We start from the raw sequence: 18,641 nt of genomic DNA on the forward strand, positions 1-18,641 counted from the left end.
TCATCGTCCCGCTCCAGGGTCATCACTTCGCGCACGATCTTCCCCGAAAAGCCGGCCATCACGTTTTGGGATCATGGCCTGACGGCAACACCCCGCGCAGAAATGACGAGCGCAGGACGCGCCATGACGACCGGCAGCAAAATTGCCTCCATGCCGCCGTTGTCTCCTCTTTGTTAACGAAACGGCGGCAATTAGACGGTCGTGAAGCACGCGAGCCGGGGGCGGCATTGGCGAGCTATGCTCTGGGGATCGATGCCCGCTGCGGCCACGGTAGGGGTCGAGCGCATTTTGAACGCAAAGGCGCGTCAGTTGCCCGCGGGAACCGGCCAGGGTCTCGGGCCACGTCCGCGGCCGCCGGCGCACCCTCGGCCTTCGCGCACGATCATCGCCGGCGCGCCCGGAGCGCTCCCTCCCGGGCCGTGGCATGGGTCGAGTCGACGCCGGCCTGGAGAAGCGCCCTAGCGGGCTGGGCAGAGGGAAACTGAAGAGGTGGCCGTGCAGGTGTCTTATCGGGGATCGGGCTTGGCGCTGTCGGCGCTGGCTCTCGCACTGGCAGTTGCCGGGTGTGACACGATCGGTTCCACCAGGCCCACGGCGAGCGTGGCCGAAGTCGTCAGGGACGATCCCAAGCTTGCCGAGACCAACATCGCCTCGCTGAGCGAAGTCGTCCGCAGCCACCCCAACGACGCCACGGCGTATAACACCCGCGGTGCCGCCTACGCCCGCATCGGTGACTACAGAAACGCCATCGACGACTTCAGCCAGGCGATCCGCCTGGATCCCAACGATGCGCCGGCCTACACCAATCGCGCGCTGGCGCTCCGCCAGACCGGCGACGACACCGCGGCCCTCGCCGACTTCTCCCGCGCCATCAGCGCCGATTCGAACTACGCTCCGGCCTATATCGGCCGCGGCAACCTGATGCGGGCACAGGGCAATGCGGACGGCGCCCGGACCGATCTGAACCGCGCCATCCAGCTCAATCCGGAATCGGCCGAGGCGCACCACGCCCGCGGCCTGGTGGCCCAACGCCAGGGACAGAACCGGCAGGCCGTGGCCGATTTCGACGCGGCCATCGACCGCAATCCCTTCGTCGCCGCGCCCTACGCCGCACGCGGCCAGAGCGAGCTGGCACTCGGCATGTATCAAAAGGCGGTCGAGGACTTCAACGCCGCGCTCAACGTGGACAATAAGCAGACCGAATCCTGGGTCGGCCGGGGCGTGGCCTACGAGAAGCTCGGCAATCGGCAGGCCGCAGCCGAATCCTACCGCAACGCGCTGTCGTCCGATCCGCGCAACCAGGTCGCCCGGGAGGGCATGTCGCGCCTCGGCAGCTGATGCATACCCCGCCACGGCCGTAGCCGCCCGGAGGACCTGCATCGGCCGAGCGCCGGGCCGGCTTTGGCAGCTCGCCGGCCACGGCCCGAGAGCAGCCCCCCAAAGACGGACACCGTTTTTTGGGAAAGAACGTGCTCAAAGCAATAACCTGGAGCGGGGTGGTGATTCGAAGCAGGAATCATCCCGCGCTGGGAGCCCATGCCCATGACGCAAGACGACGAACGGGCGCCGGCGGTGCGTCTGGATGGTTTCTGCCCGGGCTGCGAACAGAAGGTCACCTTCGTCGCCAGCGGCCCCTATCTCAGAAACACGTTCAGATGCAGCAATTGCCTCTCGCTGCCACGGCATCGGGCGCTGAAGCATGTGCTGGCCGCCTACTATCCGAACTGGCGCGACCTCGCCGTCCACGAAGCCTCACCGGGCTGGGACATCGTCAGCCAGCGTCTGGCGGCCGAGTGCGCATCCTACACGGCGTCCTACTATGATCCGTCCCGTCCTCGCGGGGCGGTCGTCGCGGCGCCCGAGATGCCGTGCGGCAGCTACCGGATCGAGAACCTCGAGAACCTGACGTTCGCCGATGAATCCTTCGATCTCATCGTCGCCCAGGACGTCTTCGAGCACATCTTCTTCCCGAACCTGGCGGTCATGGAAGTCGCCCGCACGCTGCGGCCCGGGGGCGCCATCATCATGACGGTGCCGATCGTCAGGCGCATGGGCGTATCGCGACGGCGCGCGGCCTTGATCAAGGGCGAGGTGCATCACCTCGTCGAGCCGCCCGAGTACCACGGTGATCCGCTGAGCGACGGCGCCCTGGTGACGATCGACTGGGGCTACGACATTGCCGCCTACCTGAGCTACCACTCGGGGCTGTCGTTCATGCTGGTCCAGGTCGACAACGTGGGATTGGGCATCCGCGCCGACCTGAACGACGTCCTGATCGGCATGAAGCAGCCGGTTCCGACGCTGTAGCGCACGCTGGTCATGGCCAGGGCGTTGCCCCGGCCATTCCGTCCTTCGGCTCGAGCGTTCGTCGGCTCTTTGCCTTGGCGCCGGACTTGTCCCAAGACCGGCGTCGACCTTCGGGTCCGACACTCTAAAGCCCCTTGATGATCTCCTCGACCATCTTCTTGGCGTCGGCGAAGAGCATCATGGTGTTGTCCTTGAAGAACAGCTCGTTCTCCACGCCGGCGTAGCCCGAGCCCATGCCGCGCTTGATGAACAGCACGGTCTTCGCCCTCTCCACGTCGAGGATCGGCATGCCGAAGATCGGCGAGGCCGGATCGGTCTTGGCGGCCGGGTTGGTCACGTCGTTGGCGCCGATGACGAAGGCAACGTCGGCCTGGGCGAACTCCGAATTGATGTCCTCGAGCTCGAACACCTCGTCGTAGGGCACGTTGGCCTCGGCCAGGAGCACGTTCATGTGCCCGGGCATGCGGCCCGCCACCGGATGGATGGCATACTTCACGTCGACGCCGGCTTCCTTGAGCTTGTCGCCCATCTCGCGCAGCGCATGCTGGGCCTGGGCGACCGCCATGCCGTAACCCGGCACGATGATGACCTTCTCGGCGTTCTTCATCAGGAACGCCGCATCGTCGGCCGAGCCCTGCTTGACCGGGCGCTGCTCGACGGCCCCACCGGCCGCGGAATTGGTCTCTCCGCCGAAGCCGCCGAGGATGACGGAGATGAACGAGCGGTTCATGCCCTTGCACATGATGTACGACAGGATGGCGCCCGACGAGCCGACCAGCGCGCCGGTGATGATCAGCGCCAGGTTGCCGAGGGTGAAGCCGATGCCGGCGGCCGCCCACCCCGAATACGAATTGAGCATCGACACCACGACCGGCATGTCGGCGCCGCCGATCGGGATGATGAGCGTCACGCCCAGCACGAACGACACCAGCACGATCAACCAGAACAGCGCGTGGCTCTCGGAGATGACGAAGCCGATGACCAGCAGCACCAGCAGCACGCCGAGCGCAATGTTCAGCAGGTGCCGTGCCGGCAGCATGATCGGCTTGCCCGACATGCGGCCGTCGAGCTTGAGGAAGGCGATGATCGAGCCGGTGAAGGTGACGGCGCCGATGGCGACGCCCAGCGACATCTCGACCAGCGAGCCGCCATGGATGAGCCCCGGCTGGCCGATGCCGAAGGCGTCCGGCGCATAGAGCGCGCCAGCCGCCACGAGCACGGCCGCGAGGCCGACCAGCGAGTGGAAGGCGGCCACCAACTGCGGCATCGCCGTCATCGGCACCCGGCGCGCCGTGATGGCGCCGATGCTGCCGCCGATGCCGATGCCGGCGATCACCAGGATCCAGGCCCAGCCGCCCGCCGGCGGCGCACCGACCAGCGTGGTGACGCCGGCGATGGCCATGCCGATCATGCCGAAGAGGTTGCCCTGGCGCGATGTCGCCGGCGACGAGAGCCCCCGGAGCGCCAGAATGAAGAGGACGCCGGCGGCGAGATAGAGCAGCGCGGAAATATTGGGCGACATCGCGCTCAGCCCTTCTTCTTGTACATGCTGAGCATGCGCTGGGTCACGAGGAAGCCGCCGAAGATGTTGATCGAGGCGAGAATCAGCGCGATGAAGCCGAAGGCCCGCGCCCACACCGGGCCGCTACCGAAGCCCTGGGCGACCTCGACGCCGACGGCGAGCAGGGCGCCGACGACGATGACCGACGAGATGGCGTTGGTGACCGACATCAGGGGCGTGTGCAGGGCCGGCGTCACCGACCAGACCACGTAGTAGCCCACGAACACGGCCAGCACGAAGATGGCCAGGCGAAACACCGTCGGATCGACGGCGCCGCCGGTCGCCTGATGGGCCACGGTGCCCACGGCGAGGGCCGCCTGGTCGGCATAATGCTGAGCCGCGATCGCGGCCTCGCGGGCGGCCGCCGCAGCGGCCTCGGCGTGATAGAGAAGCTCTCGCGCGGTGTCCGCCATGGTTCAGATCCCCCCTTCTCGCTCAAGCGCCGGCTACGGGTGCGGGCGCCGCTGCAGGCGCCTCGGCCACCTTGGGCTGGAAATTCGGATGGACGATCTGGCCGTCCCGGGTCAGCAGCGTCGCCTTGACCAGCTCGTCGTCCCATTTGACGGCCAGCGCCTTGGTGCTCTTGTCGATCATCGTCTCGATGAAGGCATAGAGGTTCTTGGCGTACAGCAGAGACGCGGAGGCGGCGAGCCGGCCGGGAACGTTGAGATGGCCGACGATAGTCACGCCATTGTGCCGGACGACCTCGCCCGGCTTGGCGAGCTCGACGTTGCCGCCGCGCTCCACCGCCAGATCGATGATGACCGAGCCCGGCTTCATCGACTCGACCATGGCCGCCGACACCAGCCGCGGCGCGGGACGGCCGGGATGAGCGCCGTGGTGACGACGATGTCCTGCTTGGCGATATGCGAGGCGACGAGATCGGCCTGGGCCGCCTTGTAGGCGTCCGACATCTCCTTGGCGTAGCCGCCGGCGGTCTCGGCCGCCTTGAACTCGTCGTTCTCGACGGCGATGAACTTGGCGCCGAGCGAGGCGACCTGCTCTTTGGCCGCAGGGCGCACGTCGGTCGCGGTGACGATGGCGCCGAGCCGCCGGGCCGTCGCGATCGCCTGCAGGCCGGCGACGCCGGCGCCCATGATGAAGACCTTGGCGGCGGGAACGGTGCCGGCGGCGGTCATCATCATCGGGAAGGCGCGGCCGAACTCCGCCGCCGCATCGACCACCGCCCGATAGCCGGCGAGGTTCGCCTGCGACGACAGCACGTCCATCACCTGCGCCCGGGTGATGCGCGGCATCAGCTCCATGGCAAAGGCGGTGAGGCCCGCGTCGGCCATGGCCTTGAGGGCGGCGTCCGCGCCGTAGGGGTCCATGGTGGCGACCACGATGGCGCCCCGCTTGAGGCGAGCGATCTCGGCGGCGTTGGGCCGACGCACCTTGAGCACGACGTCGGCATCGGCGAGCACGTCGCTGCCGGCCGCGGCGACCGTCGCGCCGGCGCCCTGGTAGTCGGCGTCGACGATGCCCGACGCGGTCCCGGCGCCCGGCTCGACCACGACCTCGGCGCCGAGGCCGACCAATTTCTTGACGGTGTCGGGCGTCGCCGCGACGCGCCCCTCGCCTGCTTCGGCCTCTTTCGGCACCGCGATCCGCATCGGCATTCCCTCCTGAGCGATGCCCGAGACCGGACGGAATGTCCGAACGGCTGAGAACCGCCCCTTATTCGAATTTAAGCAGGTGGCTGGCGGGCACCGGGCCGCGCGGCCTCAAGCGGCCGCTTCGCAGCGCGCGTCCCCGCCGGCGATACGCGGGCCGTCGCTCAGAGCAGGAACATCGCCATCAGGACGAGGATGACGATGATCGACAGGAGCGTCCACTTCGAGAAGGAGATGAAGTGGTGGTAGGTGCGGTCGTGCTCGGCGTAGTCCATGTCCGGGTGGCCATCGGCGGCGGCGATCTGGGCGTGGTCGGCCATAGGTGACGTTCCCCAATTATCGGCGCTCCCTGATCCGGATACCGCGCCGGCGCCGCTGCGGGGCGCGGAGAGACGGCGGGCCGGGAGGCGCATGACGAATTGCATGGGCATTTAGCCCAAGCCTTCGGCGCTGGCAATGTGTCCCGATCGTGGCGGACGGGTTCGCCGTTGGCGCGCCGCCTGCGCGGCCGGACTCATCCTGGGCGAGACAAGCTCTGCGAGTTCAATAGCTTATCGCTCGCTCCGGCGATCCGACGGCTGCCCAAGGGGCAAGAACCTGGGCGATTCCCCTCACGTGGGCCGCGACAATGTGGGTGCATTTTCGGCACCCACCAGCAGCAGATCGCTCTCGTCCTTGAGCGCCACGCCGGTCAGCCGCCGCACAAAGGCCTCCCGCAACAGCCAGGCCAGCCTGAACGCCGCCGTCTCCGGCGCGAGCCCGGCACCATGAATGTTGGAGATGCAGTTGCGCTCCCCGTCGCTGCGGCCGATGCGCGGCGCGAAGGTGAGATAGACGCCGAGGCTGTCCGGAGCGGAGAGGCCGGGCCGCTCGCCGATGAGGACGGCGACGGCGCGCGCCCCCATCAGTTCGCCGATCTCGTCGCCGAGCGCGACGCGCGCCTGGGTGGCGACGACGACCGGCCCCGTCGTCCAGCCCTCGCGCTCGATCAGCGGGCGCAGGCAGGCGAGCAGCGGCGCCGCATGCGCCTGGGTGGCGGCGGAGGACAGGCCGTCGGCCACCACGACGGCCAGGTCGAGGCGTGGCTCGCCCGCCGCAGGTGGCGGCTCCCGCGACGCCGCCCACCCGCGCAGGGCGACGCGGCCATCCTCGCTCAGCCGCCGCCCCAGATCAGGTCGTACCAGGTAGGCTTGGCGCGACGGCGCGGCGCTCGCCACGGTGAGGTGCGAAAAGCCCTCCGCCTGGATCGCCGCCGTAAGCCGCTCGACGTCGAGGGGCACGTGCACGGCATCGCGGGCCCGCGCATGGGCGAGGGCAAAGCGCAGCGCCTCGCCGGTCGGCAGGCTCGCGCCGACCCGGCCGAGCGCGATGCGCGCCGGCGTCAGCGCCGTCAGCCTGGCCCAGGGATCGGGTACCACGGCGCTCATGCCGCCTCGCCCGCGAGCCCGAGCAGGAGAGGATGGCGGCCGGAGTGTCGCGCAAGACGTCCGTCCGCGCCGGTGATGCCCATGCGCATGAGCCAGCCCTCGAACTCCGGCGCGCGGCGGCTGCCGACCACCTCGCGCACGTAGAGCTGGTCGTGAAACGAGGTCGACTGGTAGTTCAGCATCACGTCGTCGGCGCCGGGAACGCCCATCACGAAGGCGACGCCGGCGACCGCGAGCAGAGTCAGCAGCGTGTCCATGTCGTTCTGGTCGGCCTCGGCGTGGTTGGTGTAGCAAATGTCCATGCCCAACGGCAGGCCGAGCAGCTTGCCGCAGAAATGATCCTCCAGCCCCGCCCGGATGATCTCCTTGCCGTCGTAGAGATACTCGGGACCAATGAAGCCGACGACGGAATTGACCAGCAGCGGCTCGAAGGCCCGCGCCACCCCGTAGGCCCGCGCCTCCAGCGTCTGCTGGTCGACGCCGTGGTGGGCATCGGCCGACAGGGCCGAGCCCTGCCCGGTCTCGAAATACATGAGGTTGTCGCCGATGGTGCCGCGGCCGAGCGAGCGCCCGGCCGCCAGCCCCTCGCCCAGCACGGCGAGATCGATGCCGAAGGACCGGTTCGCGGCCTCGGTGCCGGCGATCGACTGGAACACGAGGTCCACCGGTGCGCCGGCCTCGATGAGCGCGATCGAGCTGGTCACGTGGGTGAGGACGCAGCCCTGCGTCGGGATGGCGAAGCGGTGGATGACGTCGTCCAACAGCCGCAGCAGGTCGCCGAGCGCGGTGAGGTTGTCGGAGGCCGGATTGATGCCGATCACCGCGTCGCCGCAGCCGTAGAGCAGGCCGTCGACGATGGACGCGGTGATGCCGGCGGCATCGTCGGTCGGGTGGTTGGGCTGGAGCCGCACCGCCATGGTGCCGGGCAGGCCGATGGTGCTGCGGAAGCGGGTGACCACGCGGCACTTGCGGGCGACGAGCACCAGGTCCTGGTTGCGCATCAGCTTCGACACGGCCGCGACCATCTCGGGCATCAGCCCCGGCGCCAGGGCCGCCAGCACGTCACTCGATGCGGCGTCCGACAGCAGCCAGTCGCGAAAGCCGCCGACGGTCAGATGCGCCACCGGCGCAAAGGCCTGGGCGTCGTGGCCGTCGACGATCAGGCGCGTCACCTCGTCGGCCTCGTAGGGGACGACGGCCTCGCTGAGAAAGCGCCGCAGCGGCACGTCCGCCAGGCACATGGCGGCGGCGACGCGCTCCTCGGCCGAGCGGGCGCCGATGCCGGCGAGGCGATCGCCGGAGCGCACCGGCGTCGCCTTGGCCATCAGGTCCGCCAGATCGGTGAAGATGAAGGTGCTCTGTCCTGCGCTCTGACGATAGACCATCCGCGGCCCCGACTGCGGCGGCGCCATCGGCCGCCCGTCCGATCATGCGCCGACGGGCGCGGCGCGGGCAACGCCGGTGCGGCCTGAGGACAGACTTAACGGAATCACGGTGCCCGCCCCTGACGGCAGGAGCCGGCCTACGCCGTGGCGCTCAGGCCGGCCTGGGCGAGCGCGTCGCCCTGGCGCGCCGCCAGCCGCTCCACGGAGAAATCCTCGATCTCGGCTTCGAACAGGCGATGGAAATTCAGCTCGGCGCCCAGATGAAGGAAGACGCCGCCCAATCCGATCGCCGCCCGGTCCATGAACACGAACTCCCGCGGCACGGTGACCGGGCCCATGCGCTTCAGCGCCTGATGCACCTGGAAGGCCTGTTTGCGGCCGTACTCGGCCGGCGCCACACCGTCGGCCACCGATCGCACGCGGTCCTCGAGCATCGGGCCGTAGATGAAGCGGGCCCAGATATTGAGCACGTCGACGATCTCCTTCGACAGGTTCCTGAACCCCCAGGTCTCGTAGGCGTGCACCGTCCGCGCCGCATCGCCGTCGCGCAGCCCGACGTAGAGATCGACGACGCCGCCGACGAAGCGCGGCGGAAAGATGCGGATGCAGCCGTAGTCGAGCAGATTGATGCCGGCGGGCTCGGCGCTGCCGCCGCCGCAGTCGGCATCGAACACGGTGTAATTGCCCAGATGCGGGTCGCCGTGGATCACCCCGTAATGGCTGAACGGGTGCCACCAGGCCTTGTACATGGCCGAGGCGATCCGGTTGCGCGCCGGCAGCGCCGCCTCCTTGATGCTGAGCAGCTTGCGGCCGTCCAGCCAGTCGAGCGTCAGCAGCCGGCCGGTCGACAGTGCCGGCCAGACGCCGGGGACGCGGACCTCCGGCGTATCGGCGAGGACGTGCCTGTAGAGCGCCGCGTGGCGGGCCTCGCGTGCGTAGTCGAGCTCCTCGCGCACGCGCGCGCCGATCTCCTTGGCGATCTCGCGCGTGTCGATCGCCGGGTCCATGCGCCGGTGGATGGCGAACACCATGTCGAGCTGGCGCAGATCCGCCTCCACCGCCGACTGCATGTCGGGGTACTGCAGCTTGCAGGCCAGCGGCTCGCCGGTCTTGGCCGTGGCGCGATGCACCTGTCCGAGCGAGGCGGCGGCCGCGGGATGAAGATCGAAGCCGGCAAATCGTCCCTGCCAGTCCGGCCCGAGCTCGGCCATCATGCGGCGCTTGACGAACGCCGCCCCCATGGGCGGCGCGTCCGCCTGCAGCTTCTGCAGCTCCGCCGCATATTCCGGCGGCAGCACGTCGGGGATCGTCGCCATGAGCTGGGCGACCTTCATGATCGGCCCCTTGAGCCCGCCCAGGGCGCCGGCCAGCGCCGCCGCGTCCGCGCCGCGGCCGCCGCTGCCGCCGAGCATCCGCCCGGCGGCGATCCGCGCGGCGACCCCGCCGACATTGGCACCGACGCGGGCATAGCGCGCCGCCCGGGCGGAAAAGCGGTTGGCTTCGCGGTCGGTCATCGGCGGGCTCGCGCTGGCGGCGTCTGAGCCGTCATGTGGGGGGTGCCGTGGCCCGATCCAGGCCGCACCGGGCGAGGGGCGGTCATCGGCCACAGGCGCCGGCTCACGGCAGGATCGCCTCGCCCTCGATCTCGACCATGGCATGGGGATCGACGAGGCCGGACACCTGGACCAGCGTCATCGCCGGAAAATGCCGGCCGAGGGTCGCGGCCCAGGCCTCGCCGATCGCGGCCCCCTTGCGGTTGAACTCGGCCATGTCGGTCACGTAGGCGCGGAGCATCACCACGTGCCCGGGCTCGCCGCCGGCCGCCCTCAGCACGGTGACCAGATTGGCCATGGCGAGCCGCCATTGGGCGCCCAGGTCGAGCCCCTCCTCCACCTGGGCCTGGCCCGGCTCCTTGCCGAGCTGGCCGGCGATGCGGACGCTGCGCGAGCCGCCGGCGACGACCGCATGGGCAAAGCCGCGCGGCCGCGGCCAGCCCTCCGGCAGGATGGCCTTGTAGGCGATGTCGGACATGGCGTTGCTCCCTGTCGTGTCGATTCTCAGAGCATGATCCCAAAAAGTGGACACCGGTTTTTTGGGACAAGATCATGCACAAAACAAAGCCTTAGAGCGGGACGATGGGTCGAAGAACAATCATCCTGCTCTAGAGCATTTCGCCATTGGATGGACCCATCCAATGGCAGAGAAATGCTCATAGTCTTTTGAATCTGGAGCGCTTTTTCGCGATTGGGTGAGTCCACCCAATCGCGAAAAAGCGCTCTAGGGGTCGCGAGGGATGGGCAGCGTAACCTCGCGGGTATCGCGAGAGAAGCAGCGTGTCCCGTTCTGCGGCATGAGCCGCTCGAAGCGATCGATCAGCACCACCCGGCCGCGGCCCTGGCCGTCGACGAAGGCGATGGCGCCCTCGCCTGCCTCGATCACCGAAACGGCAAACGACCGCATGGCGACGCGGTCCATCGACACCAGCGCGATCTGCTGGCGCGCCGCCTCGGCAGCGAGCGTCTCGGGGCTCTCGTAGGCACCGATGACGCAGAGGATCTGCCAGTCGCCGCCATTGATCCGGTGCAGATCGATGGCTCGGGCGGCCCAGCCGCCGTCCGCGCGCGGCTTCAGCTGCTGCGCGACGTAGCGGTAGTCGGCGTTGTGGCGATCATAGCGGCCGCGGCTCTCGAGATGATCGACGACCACCATGTAGCCGACGGCCGCGAGCATGAGGCCGCCCAGGAAGACCACGCTCCCCAGCACGACCTTGGCGGTGAAGGCGATCCAGCTCACGGTCGCACCGGCTAGTCCATCGCCTCCAGCTCGGCGATCATCCCCTCGATCATGTTGAGGCCGATCTGCCAGAAGCCGGGGTCGGTGGCGTCGAGCCCGAACGGCGCCAGCAACTCGGAATGGTGCTTGGTGCCGCCGGCCGCCAGCATGGCCAGATAGCGCTCGGCAAACCCGTCCTGCGCCTTCTGATAGACGCCGTAGAGCGAGTTCACCAGGCAATCGCCGAAGGCATAGGCGTAGACGTAGAAGGGCGAATGGATGAAGTGGGGGATATAGGTCCAATAGACCTCGTAGCCCTCGCCCAGATGGATCGCCGGGCCCAGGCTTTCGGCCTGCACGCCGAGCCAGATCTCGTTCAGGCGCTCGGCGGTGAGCTCGCCCTGCTGGCGCTCGCCGTGGACGCGGCGCTCGAACGTGTAGAAGGCGATCTGCCGCACCACGGTGTTGATCATGTCCTCGACCTTGGCCGCCAGCATCGCCTTGCGCGCGCGCGGCTCCGCCGCCTCGATGAGGCGGCGGAAGGTGAGCATCTCGCCGAACACCGAGGCGGTCTCCGCCAGGGTCAAGGGTGTGGGCGCCATCAGCGCGCCGTGAGGAGCTGCCAGCACTTGGTGCACGCCGTGGCCGAGCTCGTGGGCGAGGGTCATCACGTCCCGCGGCTTGCCCTGGTAGTTCAGCAGCACGAAGGGATGCGCGGACGGCACGGTCGGGTGAGCGAAGGCGCCCGGCGCCTTGCCCGGCCGCACCGGCGCATCGATCCAGCGATCGTCGAAGAAGCGGCGGGCGATGCCGGCCATCTCGGGCGAGAAGGCCTGATAGGCCGACAGCACCGTGTCGCGCGCCTCGCCCCAGCCGATGACGCGCTGCTCGGTCTTCGGCAGCGGCGCGTTACGGTCCCAGAACTCCAGGTGCGGCTGGCCGAACCACCTGGCCTTCAGCGCGTAATAGCGGTGCGACAGCCGCGGATAGGCGGCCTGCACGGCGGCGACCAGGGCATCGACCACCTCGCGCTCGACCCGGTTGGCGAGGTGGCGGCTGTCGGCCACGTCCTCGAAGCCGCGCCAGCGGTCGGAGATCTCCTTGTCCTTGGCCAGCGTGTTGGTGACCAGCGTGAAGATGCGCAGGTTCTCGCGGAACACCTTCGCCAGCGCCATCGCCGCAGCCTTGCGCACGGCACCGTCCGCGTCCTGCAGCTTGTTGAGGGTGGGCTCGAGGGTCAGCTCCTCGCCGTCGACCTCGAAGCGCAGGCTCGCCATGGTCTCGTCGAACAGCCGGTTCCAGGCGCTGCGGCCGGTCACCGATTTCTCGTGGAACAGCCGCTCCAGTTCGTCGTCGAGCTGGTGTGGCTTCTCCTTGCGGATATCGTCGAGCCAGGATCGCCAGTGGCCGAGGCGCTCGCCCGCCACCAGCGTCGCCATGCGGGCGTCGTCGACCCGGTTCAGCTCCAGCTGAAAGAACAGCAGGTTGGCACTGGCCGCGGTGATGCGCTCCTGGGCGTCGCCGTAGAACTTGGCCCGCGCCGGATCGGTGGTGTCGCCGGCATAGATCAGGCCGGCATAGGACATGACGCGCCCGAGCAGGTCCTCGATCGCCTCGTAGCGCCGAATCGCCGCGTCGAGCTCGGTGTCGGCGTCGGGCGCCTCGGCGATCGCGGCGATCCGGCCACGATAGGCGTCGGCGAAGCTCTTGCACTCGTCGTCGACGCGGGTGAGCGCGGCGGCGTATTCGGCCGAGTCCATCGCCGGATAGAGTGCGCTCAGGTCCCATTCGGGCAGGGCACCGATCTCCGCCGGGCCGGCGACGGCACCGGAATGGCCGTGCGCAAAGTGCCGGTGTACGGAGGGAAACGGGCGGTCGAACGCGGTCATCGGGCACCTCGAACCAAGGGGCGGAGCTATTTGACGCTGATATCGGGTATGTGGTGCCGCGGCGCAAATATGCGATCGGCCGAATGCGCACACGCCCGGGACAATTAACGTTAACACGGGCTTTACCGTTCTTCTCCCAGCATGCCTCGAACCGGCACACGCGACCGAACGAGTGACATGTCCCGCACGATCGATGCCTTCGACGACCATGCCGGCCCCCTGAGGTTCGACGACTTCACCGCACGCAGCCCAGCCATGGCCCGTGCCGTCGGCCTCGCCAGGCGGGCGGCACGAACGGCCACGCCGCTGTTGATCGAGGGCGAGCCCGGTACCGGCAAGGAAGCCCTGGCGCGGGCCGTCCACGCGGCGGGGGAACGACGGACCCGCGCCTTCGTGCGCATCGATTGCGACAGTGGCGGGGACCGGCTCTCCGCCCGCTTCGCCGACGGCGGCTCGGGACGGCGCGGCGGCACCACGCTTTATCTCGCCGAGGCGGGGCGGCTATCGGCGGCCGCCCAGCTGGACCTGATCGAGCTGCTGCAGCAGCGCGCCCGGCGCGACGGCGTGCCGGGCGGGCGGCGCGGCGACCCGGTCAGGCTGCCGACGGCGCCGGCTCCCCTCCGCCTGATCGCGGCGACGACCCGGCCGCTGATCGATCTCGTGCGCGGCGGCAGCTTTCGCGAGGATCTGTATTACCGCCTGGCGGTCACACCGGTCACGGTGCCGCCCCTGCGCGAGCGGCGCGAGGACACGGGCGAGATCGCCGCGGCGCTGGTTGCGTCGTTCTCGGACGACGCTGGCCGGCCCATACCCCGCATGACCGACGAGGCGGCAACGTGGCTGATGGGCCATCCCTGGCCGGGCAATGTCTCGCAGCTGGCGCTGATCCTTCGCCAGGCGGTTGCGCGCTGCGCCGGCGACCAGATCACCGCGGCCCATCTGATCGAGGCCGCCACCGCGCTCGCGTCGGGATCGCGGGACCAGGGCGCCGGCCGCAGCGGCGCGCCGGCGCTGCCGCCCGGCCGTGCCGGCGGAAACGGAAGACCGGATGCGCCGGGGCTCCCGCGCGAGCTGGACGAGCTCGCGCTGCTCAATGCCCATGGCGACGTGCGCCGCCTCGCCGACATCGAGGCAGGCGTCATCCGCTTCGCGCTCAAGCACTACGATGGCCATATGTCGGAGATCTCGCGGCGCCTCGGCATCGGACGCTCGACGCTGTACCGCAAGCTCAAGGATCTCGGCCTCAGCGCCGAGGTGGATGCGCCTGCACCATGATCCATCAGGCAACGCCTCGGCCGGTGACGCGCAAAACACAGTCGCCACGAATTGACCGCAGGGTGCAGGTCGACTCGCCTAAAGGTCTTGCGCCTCCGCTCGGGCGCGCGCATCTGTTGCCCGCAGGTGTCTGCGTGCTCGGGGGACAGGGGCTTCCCATGCGTTTATCCGGCCAAACGACGCGCATGGTTGCAATCCTGCTCGCCGCGTCGTTGGCCGGCCCCGCTCTGGCACTGGACCGATCCCCACGGCTGCGTTCGACGCTGGAGGGCGTGGACCGCTCGATCGTCAATGAAATGGTGATCGAGTCCGATATGGTTGCCGGCATGGAGGCCGATCGCCTGCCGACTGCCGGCGCAGGCCGGCCTGGCCGCGAGGCGCCGATATCGATCCGGCCCGGGACGTCGACGTCGGATCCGGCCGTCAAGAATGTGGCTCCCCTCACCCGATCGGCGCAGGCAGCCCCGCTGACCGAGCGCGGCGAGCAGCTCTCGGCGGTGATCGACAGCATCGACCCGCTGACCGGTGTCGCCCCACCGATTCCCCTGGCGAGCCGGCCCAACGAGCTCACGCGGCCCGCGCCCGTCGCCGGGCCTCCTGCTCCGGTCAATGCGACGACCACCGGCCAGCCGGCTCAGCGCAAGCCCTCGTCCCCGCCACCGGCGGTCGCCCAGCCCGCCGCATACCAGCCGCCGCCGCAGCAACCGGCTCCGCCCACGCCCGCGCCGCCGCCCGCCGTCGGCGCCGAAGCGGTCAACGCCGCCCTGGCGCAGCGGCTCGAGGCACCCGACCTGCTGGGCCCGAGCCGGCTCGGCAAGGAGCAGCGCGAGGCGCTCAAGCAGTACTATCTGTCGCACGGCGGCAAGCCCCTGTGGATCGAGGGCAGCGGGTGGTCGTCCGCGGCCCGGGCGGCGATCGGTCAGCTGGAGAAGGCCTACGAGGACGGGCTCGAGCCGACGGACTACGCGGTGCCGTCGATCGCGATCCTGCCGCATGCGCAGCCCGAGGCGGCGCTCGCCGACGCGGACATCAAGCTTTCAGCGGCCGCGATCCTCTATGCCCGCGACGCCTCGGGCGGCCGTCTGGACCTGCGCAAGATCTCCGGCCTGATCACCCCGACGCTGACGCTGCCCGAACCGGCGCAGGTGCTCGACGCGCTGGCCGGCGCCGGCGACGCCGGCCGCGTGCTCGCGGATTACAACCCGCCCCTCGCCGGCTACCAAGCGCTCAAGCGCAAGCTGGCCGACATGCAGGCGACCCGCCCGGCGCAAGCGCCGCAGGTGCGGGTGCCGCCGGGCAAGACGCTCAGGATCGGCATGCGCGACCCGCGCGTTCCCCTGGTCAGAGTCCGCTTCGCCCTGTCGCCGGCCGACGACCAGCTCTACGACGAGCAGGTCGCCGCCGCCGTCGCCAAGTTCCAGCAGGAAAACGGGCTGCACGCCAACGGCGTGCTCAATCGCCAGACCCTGCTCGCCATGGCCGGCGGGGACATCCCCTCGGCCGGCAACACCAGCGACATCGTCGTCAACATGGAGCGCTGGCGCTGGCTGCCGCGCGATCTCGGCGCCAACTACATCTTCGTCAGCATTCCCGAGTATACGGTCCGTGTCATCAAGGACGGCGACATCGCCTACGAGGCACGCGTCATCGTCGGCAAGCCCGACAGCCCGACGCCCGTGTTCTCCAACACGATGCAGTTCGCCATCGTCAACCCGTCCTGGTTCGTGCCGCCGTCGATCCTCCAGAAGGAGTTCCTGCCGGGGCTGGCGCGGGATCCCCATTACGCGGCCAAGCGGGGCTACGAGGTGGTGCGCCGCGGCGGCAAGATCGTCGTGCGCCAGCCGCCGGGCGAACGCAACGCGCTGGGCCACATCAAGTTCATGTTCCCCAACGACCACGCGGTCTACCTGCACGACACGCCGCAACGCGGCTTGTTCAGCAGCAGCAGCCGCGCCTTCAGCCACGGCTGCGTCCGCGTGGACAAGCCGATGCGCTTTGCCGAGCTGGTGCTCGGCGGGGCGTGGACAGAGGCCAAGGTGAAGGCGATGGTCGGTCGCGGCGAGCGGACCATCAACCTCCAGCAGCCGCTGCCGATCCACCTCACCTATTTCACCGCCGCCGTGGACGACACGGGCAAGCTGCTCGCCCGCGACGACATCTACGGCTACGACCGCCGCATGAAGGTGGCGCTCGGCCTGAACCGCCGTTGAGCCGGGCCGGCGGCGGCGCCTGAGTCGGCGCGGCAATTATGAGCGGCGGCCGGCATCATTGTGGGCTGATTCAGTCCAAAACATGAACAGCGGGCTGCCGTGGCGATCGCATTCGCCTGCGCAGGCAAACCCTTGGTTGGCCTCGGTTTGACTGTCGGACACGATTCCGCCATGGTTTTGACGACCATCGCGGCGCCTTGTGGGCTGGACGCGCACGCCCGGCTAACGTAGCGTTAAGGGCTCTCGACAAGAATTCGGCAACCTTAGTTGCACCAAGGCGACCTCGATTTTGGTCGCGCAAGGGACGGTCAGGCTTGCATTTGTCGACGCTTTTCAGAGCGCCAACTTCGTTTGGCCGCCGTTTGCGCTTCTGCCTCGGCATCGGTGCGGGTGTTGCCGCGCTGCTGGGCGGCGCGACGGAAACGCAGAACGCGATCGCCAACGGCGATACGCGCTCGCTGACGATCTATCATACGCACACCAAGGAATCGGCGACGATCACGTTCAAGCGCTACGGATCCTACGATCGCGAGGCCATCAAGCAATTGTGCTGGCTGCTGCGCGACTGGCGGCGCGACGAGCCGACCAACATGGATCCGCGCCTGTTCGACCTGGTGTGGGAAGTCTATCGGGAAACCGGCTCTCGCGAAGCTGTCCACGTCGTCTCGGCCTACCGCTCGCCGACCACCAATGCGATGCTGCGCCGCCGCTCGCGCGCGGTCGCCGAGCACAGCCAGCACATGCTCGGCAAGGCCATGGACTTCTACCTGCCGGACGTGCGCGTGGACCGCGTCCGCGCCATCGGCATACGCCTGCAACGCGGCGGCGTCGGCTATTATCCCACCGCCTACAATCCCTTCATCCATCTCGATGTCGCCAGCGTGCGCGCCTGGCCGCGCATGACGCACGACCAGCTGGCCGCGCTGTTCCCCGACGGCAAGACCGTGCACGTCCCGTCGGACGGGCGGCCGCTGGCGGGCTACGAGCAGGCCAAAGCCGAAGTCCTCGCCCGCGGCGGCACCGTTGCGGGCTACACCGCCTTCGCCGACTCGGGCGAATCGGCGGCGCCGCGCAAAAGCTTCTGGGCCATGTTGTTCGGCGGCTCGGACGAGAGCGAGGATGTGGCCGAGTCCCGGGTCGCGCCGGCGCCGGCGCCGCAGCCGACCCGGGTGCGCTCGGCACGGGCCGTGGAGAAAACGGCGCAGCAAGTCGCCTATGCTCCCGCCAACGCGACCGGCGGCGATGCCGGCCTGCTCGGCTTCTTCAGCGCCAACCCTCAGCAGGCGCAGCCCCAGACCCAGGCCGCAGCGCCGGCCGAGCCGGCGCCATCGCCGCGGGCGCTCGCAGCCTTGCAGCGGGCCGAGGCCAGGAAGCTGGCCGAGGCCAAGCAGGCCGAGGCTGAAGCCAACAAACAGGCCGAGGCGCCGCAACCGGCCCCAGCAGTCACGGCCCCGACGGTCCCGGCCCAGGCACCGCTGCCGGTGGCTCGGCCGGCGGCACCGGCGCCCGAGCCCGTCGTCGCCCTGGCGCCGTTGCCGGTGGCCAGGCCCGCGCCGGAGCCGGCGACGCAGCCGGAGCAGACGCCTGAAGTCGAACTGGTCGCCGCCACGAGCATGCCGCTGCCGCCCCGCCGGCCGAGCGACCTGAGCGCCAGCGTGCTTGCTCTGGCGCCGCTGCCCCCGGCTCGCCCTGCCGACGCCGGCAGTGCCCCATCGCGCAAGGACGACGGTTCCGCAGCGGCGCTGGCTGCCCTGGCGGCCTCCGCTGCAGCCGCTCCCGCCGCCGCAGCGAAACCCAGCTCGGCGCTCGCCTATGCGGCCCCCACGGCACCCGCGGCCGCGCCCAACGCGCGCTCGTCCGCACCGCCGCCACCATCAGTGCGGCCGCTGGCAGCGCCGGCCTCGCCGCCCCTGCCGACACGCCTCGCCGCCGCCTACAGCAGCGCGACCTTCGCCAGCGAGTCGGTGCGCGACGGGCAACCGGCCGCCAAGCAGACCAACGGGCTGACGGCGGCCGCGCTCATTGCGGCGTCCCGCCGCGGCGCGGCGGGCGCCGTCGAGGCGCCGGCCCGGTCAGCCCCGATCACGTTCTCCGGTCCGCGAGCCCAGGCCCCGCAGCCCCCGGCAGCCTTCGGCGGCGACGGCGCGGCGACCGCGTTCAACGCACGCTGAGCTTGCAGTCGCCGCCCGTGTCGCGACGGCA

The 18,641-nt window shown here is 69.7% G+C and carries 14 protein-coding genes and 1 pseudogene; 5 read left to right on the forward strand and 10 right to left on the reverse strand.

Going from position 1 to position 18,641, the window contains the following annotated elements:
* The first annotated feature begins 495 nt into the window (after nt 1-495).
* Together ACZ5PO_RS01395 and ACZ5PO_RS01400 are read left to right on the forward strand one after the other, a co-directional pair.
* Nucleotides 496-1,338: a tetratricopeptide repeat protein gene (locus tag ACZ5PO_RS01395; protein WP_464189500.1), complete on the forward strand. Its 843-nt coding sequence runs from the start codon at nt 496-498 to the stop codon at nt 1,336-1,338.
* 204 nt (nt 1,339-1,542) lie between these two features.
* The gene (locus ACZ5PO_RS01400; protein ID WP_464189503.1) at nt 1,543-2,307 is read left to right on the forward strand and encodes a class I SAM-dependent methyltransferase; all 765 of its coding nucleotides are present in this window, start codon (nt 1,543-1,545) and stop codon (nt 2,305-2,307) included.
* Nucleotides 2,308-2,431: 124 nt separating this feature from the next.
* Here ACZ5PO_RS01400 and ACZ5PO_RS01405 read toward each other — a convergent pair whose 3' ends face one another.
* The 10 genes and pseudogenes from ACZ5PO_RS01405 to ACZ5PO_RS01450 all read right to left on the reverse strand — a co-directional run bounded on the left by ACZ5PO_RS01405 (nt 2,432) and on the right by ACZ5PO_RS01450 (nt 12,954).
* Nucleotides 2,432-3,829 (reverse strand): NAD(P)(+) transhydrogenase (Re/Si-specific) subunit beta, encoded by a 1,398-nt coding sequence (locus ACZ5PO_RS01405; protein WP_464189505.1) that lies wholly within the window; start codon nt 3,827-3,829, stop codon nt 2,432-2,434.
* A 5-nt stretch (nt 3,830-3,834) separates the two neighbouring features.
* Nucleotides 3,835-4,281 carry a proton-translocating transhydrogenase family protein gene (locus tag ACZ5PO_RS01410; RefSeq protein ID WP_464189507.1) on the reverse strand — a complete coding sequence of 149 codons (447 nt, stop codon included), beginning with the start codon at nt 4,279-4,281 and terminating at the stop codon, nt 3,835-3,837.
* Between the two features lie 22 nt (nt 4,282-4,303).
* A pseudogene (locus tag ACZ5PO_RS01415) lies at nt 4,304-5,481 on the reverse strand (Re/Si-specific NAD(P)(+) transhydrogenase subunit alpha).
* 164 nt (nt 5,482-5,645) lie between these two features.
* Nucleotides 5,646-5,801, reverse strand: a complete 156-nt coding sequence (locus ACZ5PO_RS01420) for an aa3-type cytochrome c oxidase subunit IV (protein WP_464189509.1) — start codon at nt 5,799-5,801, stop codon at nt 5,646-5,648.
* 291 nt (nt 5,802-6,092) lie between these two features.
* The gene (gene eutC / locus ACZ5PO_RS01425; RefSeq protein WP_464189511.1) at nt 6,093-6,908 is read right to left on the reverse strand and encodes an ethanolamine ammonia-lyase subunit EutC; all 816 of its coding nucleotides are present in this window, start codon (nt 6,906-6,908) and stop codon (nt 6,093-6,095) included.
* Nucleotides 6,905-8,293: an ethanolamine ammonia-lyase subunit EutB gene (locus ACZ5PO_RS01430; protein ID WP_464189513.1), complete on the reverse strand. Its 1,389-nt coding sequence runs from the start codon at nt 8,291-8,293 to the stop codon at nt 6,905-6,907. The genes eutC and ACZ5PO_RS01430 overlap by 4 nt, the downstream gene beginning before the upstream one ends.
* 137 nt (nt 8,294-8,430) lie before the next feature.
* Complete coding sequence (locus ACZ5PO_RS01435; protein WP_464189515.1) at nt 8,431-9,807, reverse strand: ABC1 kinase family protein; 1,377 nt, start codon at nt 9,805-9,807, stop codon at nt 8,431-8,433.
* Nucleotides 9,808-9,910: 103 nt separating this feature from the next.
* Entirely contained in the window at nt 9,911-10,324 is a 414-nt protein-coding gene (locus ACZ5PO_RS01440; RefSeq protein ID WP_464189517.1) for a RidA family protein, read from the reverse strand.
* 246 nt (nt 10,325-10,570) lie between these two features.
* Nucleotides 10,571-11,086 (reverse strand): hypothetical protein, encoded by a 516-nt coding sequence (locus tag ACZ5PO_RS01445; RefSeq protein WP_464189519.1) that lies wholly within the window; start codon nt 11,084-11,086, stop codon nt 10,571-10,573.
* 11 nt (nt 11,087-11,097) lie between these two features.
* On the reverse strand, nt 11,098-12,954 hold the full coding sequence (locus ACZ5PO_RS01450; RefSeq protein WP_464189521.1) for a M3 family oligoendopeptidase: 1,857 nt from the start codon (nt 12,952-12,954) through the stop codon (nt 11,098-11,100).
* A 177-nt stretch (nt 12,955-13,131) separates the two neighbouring features.
* Between ACZ5PO_RS01450 and ACZ5PO_RS01455 the strand changes: the two genes are divergently transcribed.
* The 3 genes from ACZ5PO_RS01455 to ACZ5PO_RS01465 all read left to right on the forward strand — a co-directional run bounded on the left by ACZ5PO_RS01455 (nt 13,132) and on the right by ACZ5PO_RS01465 (nt 18,610).
* Nucleotides 13,132-14,229, forward strand: a complete 1,098-nt coding sequence (locus ACZ5PO_RS01455; protein WP_464189523.1) for a sigma 54-interacting transcriptional regulator — start codon at nt 13,132-13,134, stop codon at nt 14,227-14,229.
* A gap of 158 nt (nt 14,230-14,387) precedes the next feature.
* Nucleotides 14,388-16,439, forward strand: a complete 2,052-nt coding sequence (locus ACZ5PO_RS01460; protein WP_464189526.1) for a L,D-transpeptidase family protein — start codon at nt 14,388-14,390, stop codon at nt 16,437-16,439.
* A 362-nt stretch (nt 16,440-16,801) separates the two neighbouring features.
* Complete coding sequence (locus ACZ5PO_RS01465) at nt 16,802-18,610, forward strand: peptidoglycan L,D-endopeptidase MepK (protein WP_464189528.1); 1,809 nt, start codon at nt 16,802-16,804, stop codon at nt 18,608-18,610.
* The last annotated feature ends 31 nt before the right edge of the window (nt 18,611-18,641 follow it).

The sequence above is a fragment of the Chelatococcus sp. KU-N122 genome, from assembly GCF_055391085.1.